The organism is Moorena sp. SIO1F2 (assembly GCF_010672755.1).
Lineage (GTDB): Bacteria > Cyanobacteriota > Cyanobacteriia > Cyanobacteriales > Coleofasciculaceae > Moorena.
The window spans coordinates 1-7478 of record NZ_JAAHFV010000316.1 but is presented as its reverse complement, the minus strand read 5'-3'; the positions used below and the strand labels follow the sequence as shown (position 1 = coordinate 7478).

Annotated in this window: 4 protein-coding genes and 1 pseudogene; 2 read left to right on the top strand and 3 right to left on the bottom strand. The window is 43.8% G+C overall.

Features of this window, described 5'->3' with window-relative positions; genetic code table 11:
* Positions 1–94: 94 nt before the first annotated feature.
* Together F6J94_RS26675 and F6J94_RS26670 are read right to left on the bottom strand one after the other, a co-directional pair.
* On the bottom strand, positions 95–2641 hold the full coding sequence (locus F6J94_RS26675; protein WP_293045777.1) for a glycogen/starch/alpha-glucan phosphorylase: 2547 nt from the start codon (positions 2639–2641) through the stop codon (positions 95–97).
* 130 nt (positions 2642–2771) lie between these two features.
* A complete protein-coding gene (locus tag F6J94_RS26670) occupies positions 2772–4508 on the bottom strand; it encodes an alpha/beta hydrolase (protein ID WP_293045774.1) in 1737 nt (578 codons plus the stop codon).
* Between F6J94_RS26670 and F6J94_RS26665 the strand changes: the two are divergent.
* Positions 4507–4593, top strand: a pseudogene (locus F6J94_RS26665) (helix-turn-helix domain-containing protein); the annotation flags it as partial. The gene F6J94_RS26670 and the pseudogene F6J94_RS26665 sit on opposite strands and share 2 nt — an antisense overlap.
* Positions 4594–5109: 516 nt before the next feature.
* Entirely contained in the window at positions 5110–6096 is a 987-nt protein-coding gene (locus F6J94_RS26660; protein ID WP_293045771.1) for a YkvA family protein, read from the top strand.
* 453 nt (positions 6097–6549) lie between these two features.
* On the opposite strand, the gene F6J94_RS26655 is transcribed toward F6J94_RS26660, so the two are convergent.
* Positions 6550–6924 (bottom strand): hypothetical protein, encoded by a 375-nt coding sequence (locus F6J94_RS26655; protein WP_293045768.1) that lies wholly within the window; start codon positions 6922–6924, stop codon positions 6550–6552.
* Positions 6925–7478: the final 554 nt, after the last annotated feature.

Sequence of the window (7478 nt, the reverse complement as noted above, 5' to 3'; positions counted from 1 at the left end):
CCCATCACCCCATCACCCCATCACCCCATCTCCCCATCACCCCATCTCCCCATCTCCCCATCTCCCCATCTCCCCACACCTCCCGACTCCCTAATTAAGGTAGTTCACTTATTCGCTTCAACCCAGCAGAGTCCTGGTCGTACTCGTCTAGGTCAACGGAAATCGGCTCAACATTCCAGATGTTCTGACCATACTCCCGAATCGTGCGGTCTGAAGAGAATTTGCCCATATTCGCCGCATTAATAATCGACATCCGAGTCCAGTGATGCTGATCCCGATAGGCTTGGCTTACTTGCTTCTGGGTATTCACATAGGACTGGTAGTCTGCCAAAAGCAGGTACTCATCGCCGTACAGTAGGGAATCCACAATTGGCTTAAACAGGTTAGGATTACGGGGATAGAAGTACCTAGAGCCAATCTGATCGATTACCTGCTTGAGCTCTTCATTGTTGTTATAGTATTCTTGCGGGTTATATCCCTCAGCCTTGAGAGCGTATACTTCCTCAGTAGTTAAACCAAACAGGAAGAAGTTGTCTGCTCCTGCTTCTTCTCGGATTTCAATATTAGCACCATCCAAGGTACCAATCGTTAACGCTCCATTCATGGCAAATTTCATATTGCCAGTTCCAGAGGCTTCCTTGCCAGCAGTGGAGATTTGCTCTGAAAGGTCGGCTGCTGGGTAAACCTGCTCTCCGAGGGAAACCGAAAAGCCTTCTAAGAAAACTACCTTGATGCGATCGCTTACATCAGGGTCATCATTGATCACCTCTGCTACTGAGTTAATCAACTTAATCACCAGTTTAGCCATGTAGTAACCCGGTGCTGCTTTGCCAGCGAAAATAAAGGTTCGGGGCAAGATATCGATAGAGGGATTTTCCTTGATCTGGTTGTAGAGAGTAATGATATGGAGTACATTCAGCAACTGACGCTTGTACTCGTGAATCCGCTTGACTTGGACATCAAACAGGGAATTAGGATCAACCTTAATACTGTTGTGCAGCAGAATATAATCCGCGAGGTTTTGCTTGTGCAGCTGCTTAATCTTGCGCCAGCGATCGCAAAACTCAGCATCATTAACAAACTGCTCTAACTGTTTGAACTGGTCTAGATTAGTAACCCAACCCTCTCCAATTTTCTCAGTAATCAGTTCCGACAATTGAGGATTACTCAGCAATAGCCACCGACGGGGTGTGACCCCATTGGTCATATTAATAAATTTATTTGGCCACAATTCATAGAAATCTCGGAGCACATCCTTCTTCAGCAATTCCGTGTGCAGTACTGCCACCCCATTAATAGCATGGCTACCTACGCAGGCTAAATGAGCCATCCGCACAGACTTATCAGGTCCTTCTTCAATCAAGGACATTCGTCTGAGCCGGTCATTATCACCTGGATACTTGGCACGCACATGATCCAAGAAGCGACGGTTGATTTCATAGATAATTTCTATATGCCTCGGTAATAGTTTCTCAAATAGGCTAACTGGCCAGCGTTCCAAAGCCTCTGCTAGCAAAGTATGATTAGTATAACCAAAGGTGTTCCTAGTGATATACCAAGCTCGATTCCAGCTCAATTTGTACTTATCCAAGAACAACCGCATCAGCTCCGCCACCCCAATCGATGGGTGAGTATCATTTAGCTGAATCGCAATTTTTTCATGGAACAGGTCAAAATTGCTATTAGTTCGTCGGTAATTATTAATAATATCCTGAAGAGAACAGCTAACAAAGAAATACTGCTGCTCTAGCCGTAGTTGCTTCCCTTGGGAAGTGTTATCATTGGGATAGAGAACTTTCGAGATATTCTCGGAATAGATCTTTTCAGTCACAGAGCCAGCATAGTCACCGCTGTCGAACACCTCAAAATCAAATTCCTCACTGGCACCAGCACGCCACAAACGCAGGGTATTGACCGTATTTTTCTTGTAACCAGGCACTGGTATATCGTAGGGAGTACCCAAAACCTGCCACTCCGGAACCCAACGCACCCGATAGCGCCCTTCATCATCCTTGTAGGATTCTGTCTTACCCCCGAAATTAACCTCAACCGTTAATTCTGGGCGTCGGATTTCCCAAGGGTTGCCGAAGCGTAGCCATTTGTCAGGACGTTCAACTTGAGCACCGTCAATGATCCGCTGGTCAAAGATACCGAATTCATAACGGATGCCGTACCCAACAGCAGGAATTTCTAAAGTTGCCAGGGAGTCCAGGAAACAAGCAGCCAAGCGTCCTAAACCGCCATTCCCTAGACCAGGCTCAGCTTCCAGGATTTTCAGGTCATCTAGCTCCAGCCCAGATTCGTGGAGAGCTTGGCTGAGCCGATCATATATTCCCAAGTTGAGCAAGTTATTAGTGAGCTGGCGACCCATCAAAAATTCTGCTGACAGGTAATATACCGTCTTAGCATTTTTTCTAGTATAGGTTTCTAAGGTTTTAATCCACCGCTGAAGTAGCCGGTCTCTTACCGTATAAGCCAGAGCCATATAGTAATCGTAGGGTGTAGCCAAAAACTGATTTTTACCCTGGATATAATAAAGATTATCAGCAAAGGCTCGCTTAAGGGTTTCCACCGACATACCTGTACGGTCATCTTCTACCTTAACCTTGATTTGTTGTGTGAGGTTGGTAGCTTCCTTCATAGTATGGCTCATCCTGACCAAAAACTTGTCACTCCATTATGAATTCTCTTTGGTGAGAGAGTAAGGATGGACGGTCATTGGTGAATTATCATTCTCTGTAGTAAAATCACCAATTTGTAACACACAGTTCCTACTTGAGTTGATTTTCCTGCAAAGACTGGATCAGAAACAGATTCAATGGGTCTTGACTAATCTCTTTCACATAAGACTCACTGAGATAGGAAGCATATTCAGGTTGTTTAGCAATATAGGTTTTGAAAAAAGCGGTACTAAGTGCCATCAGGTAAGGACGAGCGATCGCAGGATCTGGCCCAATCAATTCAGGTGGAACCGGTAAGACACCCTCTCCTTCCCCACCCAGGTAGGAAAAGTGAGTACCTGCTTCTGTCACCACTAGATAGTTTTCTGGGGTAGTTAGCCAGCTGAAAGGGGTAATTTGTTGTTCTACAGGTGGCGCAAAGATGTCTCTGATACTAGAGACCATCATGACCGGAACCTGAATTTGTGACATCCCGGCTTCACCAAAGATCGGGTTGCTGAGCGGATTAACAGCAATCACCGCTTTTACCCGTTCGTCTCCCAAATTATAGTCTTCTGGGGGTAGTTGAGTACCTCGACACTGGAGTAGCAGGGATACATCTAAGGATAAATTGTTCTGTCGAGCAGCATCACACTCACTAGTAAGCTGTTCAAAATTGAGCTTAGCTCCTCCTAGAGCAAGAACAGTATAGCCTCCGAAGGATTGACCAATTACTCCCACCTCTTCTAGATTGAGCCTACCAAACTTACTCGGGTCAGAATTAGCTTTAGCCGAAAGTTCATCTAACAAATACTTCACATCCAAAGGACGATGGATGATCGCAGTAGGATTGAGGGGAGTTGCGAAGCCAGCAAAGATTTGATTAATGCGTTCGGAACTAGTACCAATATGCTCCGGCACCGCCACCGCAAAACCGTAAGATGCTAAATGTTGCGCTAGATAGGCAAAGGTATTGCGGTCAGAAGCCAAACCATGGGAAATAACCAGAGTTGGAATCGAGCCTCTTATTGCTCCTTGGTCTGAAGACCTAGGTAGATAAATATCAACGGGAAACGAAGCTTGACGCTCAGAGTTATAAACTTCAAAGGTTTCTTTACGCCAACCTATTCCTCCAGAATTACTGAGATCTGATTGTGCTGAAAAATCAAACGATGTTGAGCCTTCTCCCTGTAGTTGTGCCTGATTTTGAATGGCACTAAAGACAACATTATTTCCTACAAATAGCCTTGATAGCTCATCAGTAACATCAGAAATTAGTTCCACATCCAGGTAAATAGTTTCTAGGTAAAACTTACGCAATACATTAATAACGCTCAAGCCTTCTGGATCAGCGGCTGCCGAAACTAAAGCACCCCGTAAGGGATAGAAACCATTGCGATTAAAATCTGCTTTTATTACATTCCCTAATCGGCGCAGTAAGGTTCTCCCCACCGGTAAGCGAGTGAACAAATAAACATATCTGGGAGAAATATTAAATCGACTATTTAGTAGAATCCGCAGTGCTGCTAATTGTGTTGGTGTAGCAAAGTTGGCATAATAGGCAAATTGCCTGGTCATTGTGCCATCTTTAGCAAAAATTTCCAAGTCTTCAATCCCAATATTAAATTGTCCAAAGGGAGAAACGAAGAAAGTAATTCGCTCTGCTCCTAGGGCAGGAATTGCACTGAATGTAGATACTAGACTCAAGCCTAGGGATAGGGAAAAGCGAGTTAACCACTGGCGCAGTGGGTTAGAATTAAAGGATTGGGTGCTCACTTTAGCGGCTCGGGAAAGACTAGGGGAGTTGGTAATAGTTAACGGAAAACCTGTGACAAGATCATTAAACATGTACAAAGCTCTCAAGACCAAAGTCAAACTGAACAACCAACACAAAACCCTGATGGCACAACATGCTGGTTATTCTAGATGGGTCTAAAACTGGGGACTAGGGCGTGTTTTCAAAGTTTTCCGCAAGATATTAGATCCCCCCCAGCCCCCCTTAATAAGGGGGGAGCCATACTCGCTCGTCCCCCTTTTTTTAGGGGGATAATGGGGTATCTCCGAGGGGGAGCCATACTCGCTCGTCCCCCTTTTTTTAGGGGGATAATGGGGTATCTCCGAGGGGGAGCCATACTCGCTCGTCCCCCTTTTTTTAGGGGGATAATGGGGTATCTCCGAGGGGGAGCCATACTCGCTCGTCCCCCTTTTTTTAGGGGGATAATGGGGTATCTCCGAGTTTGAAGACACGCCCTAGCCATTTAGCAATAAGCTTACCATAAATATCATTATACTAGTTATAGTGTTTATTGCATTTATGAGGTACGCTTATCAAGCTCAAAGTCCCCCTTTTTAAGGGGGATTTAGGGGGATCCATTTGTCCCTCATGGAAAAGAGAATTGCTATAACAACTAAAACAGATAAATCCTCGGATATAACAAGGTTAATAGTAATGGGTTTACGGGAAAGACTACTTCGGCGATTTCAAAAACAGGAAAAACCAGAGGAAAAACCAGAGGATATCCAATCCCTCGACTCCCTCGACCAGACCTTAGAACAACTCGACCAGACCTTAGAACAAAAACCCCCTGGGCGAATTCAGTCACTACTGAGCAAATTACCCAAACCAGGAACTCCTAAGGACACCTCAGTAACGGTAAGCAATCCAGAACCAAGCAATACTGACAAAGTTAGAGGTAACATTAGAGGGATACTCAGCAAATTTAAAAAATCTACCACTGACCAAGACATCCCCCAACTGTCCGAAAACTCAGAACCAAGCAATACTGACAAAGTTAGAGGCAAGATTAGAGGGATACTCAGCAAATTTAAAAAATCTACCACTGAACAAGACATCCCCCAACGGTCGGAAAACTCAGCACCAAGCAACCCTGGTAAGATTAGAACACTACTGGACAAATTACAAAAAAACATCTCCCCCAATGACATCCAGAAAATTGACCAGAGCCTGGATCAGATGAACCGGGGGAGGATAAAAGAAATATTTCACAAATTGCTCCAAAATACCAAGCCAGAAGACATCCAAAAAATTGACAAGAACTTAGAACGGATGAACCGGGGAGCAATTAAAGAAATTTGGCCGAAAATTCAAGCTTTAGCTAAAATGGTCCGGGATCCTAATGCCGCTTGGAAGGGAAAAGCGTTAGCGATCGCAGCCTTAATCTATTTAATATCCCCCTTTGATGCCGTGCCAGACCTAATTACCGTAGTTGGATTAGCCGATGATGCAGCCTTGATCATTGCCGTAGTTTCCACCCTAGCTCAGGAACTAGAAAATTATATGGAAAGACAGGCAGAAAAGATAGCGGAGATAGAAGTCCGCAAGTACAATCGGATTGTCAGAATCAGTTTAATCGGCAGCATTGCAGCAGCCATTCTCGCTATTTTGGTCAAATATATCCTAAGTCATACATCATGATTAACCTCTATTCCTTATACCGAATTACCGTATTTATTCTGACTACCTATGGCTTAATACAGCTAATCATTAATCTGCTCAAGTACAAGCCATACTATGAAAAAGTTCCAGGGTTTATGAAAAAATACTTTCTTGAGCACGGGAGCATAATTTTAGGTAAAAAGCTCAACGAAAGTCGTCATGATTTAATCATAAATGGCTTACTGTTGCTTGTATTAGTAATGTTAAACATTATTCTATGGATTTTTTAATGGATAGTAAATATGAGGATTATTAAGTTTTAGGGAGTAGGGAGTAGGGAGTAGGGAGTAGGGAGTAGGGAGTAGGTAATGGGCAAAAGGCAAATTACCGATTACCGATTACCGATTACCGATTACCGATTACCCACTAGTAGCTGACCGATAGTATGGGAAAAAACTCCCAATCACTAATGACAAATTAGTCAGTTTATAGTTATTCCCACGAATCTAAATCTAGAGCTTTGGAACCACCTCGCTCTAACTGAATCAATACGTTACCGAGTTGTGACCAAACTAGCCCACTAATAAATAAGGTCATAGGTATGGAAATTGAGTAACACAACCAATAGGGCAAGGCAAAAATTCCTAACCCAGAGGCTAGAAACAGGCAAATCCCAACAGCAATTCCCATAAATGGGAGAAGTAACTGGATTCCTTTAATTTCAGCCAGGGTTTGACTGGATTTGGTCTTATACCATTCCTGTACTTTTTCTTTGAGTGTAGCTTCAAAAGCTAGCCCACAGGTAATCCCAGCAAACAAACCAAAAATTAACAAAAAATAGGGTGGATCTGGCCAAAAATTATACACAAATAACTCCTAATCTTCATGCTTTTAGTGCCTGTGAAGATTATTACAAAAAATGATAGCAAAGGGAATAGGGAATAGGGAATAGGGAATAGGGAATAGGGAATAGGGAATAGGGAATAGGGAACAGGGAATAGGGAATAGGGAATAGGGAATAGGGAATCAAAAATTATCACAATCCTGTTTTATTCAATAGCTGTTCGCGTAGCGCATATGCTGATAGCTGAATGCTGATAGCTGAATGCTGATAGCTGAATGCTTACTATAATCTTATAGTTTCCTAAGGTGGGTTAAGCGCAGCATTGATTTTTTTCGGGCTGTAACCCACCAAATGCTATAACGTTTGGGAACTAGCGCTAATTACAATAACAACAAGTAGTGAATAGTCCGTAGTATGTAGTCATGATCAGGAATATCGTTGTCAGCCAGTTGGTCTGACACACTATCCATTGCTGTAGCCCGGCACGACCCGCCCGGCCGGCGTCTCCAAGAACGGCATCGCGGCGTAGGCCGCGTCTTCGACCAGCCCTTCGACACCGTCTCCAACGGCAAGGACA

Coding starts and splice junctions, on each gene's coding strand:
- F6J94_RS26675 (WP_293045777.1), bottom strand. CDS start 2,641: ATGAAGGAAGCTACCAACCTCACACAACAAATCAAGGTTAAGGTAGAA.
- F6J94_RS26670 (WP_293045774.1), bottom strand. CDS start 4,508: ATGTTTAATGATCTTGTCACAGGTTTTCCGTTAACTATTACCAACTCC.
- F6J94_RS26660 (WP_293045771.1), top strand. CDS start 5,110: ATGGGTTTACGGGAAAGACTACTTCGGCGATTTCAAAAACAGGAAAAA.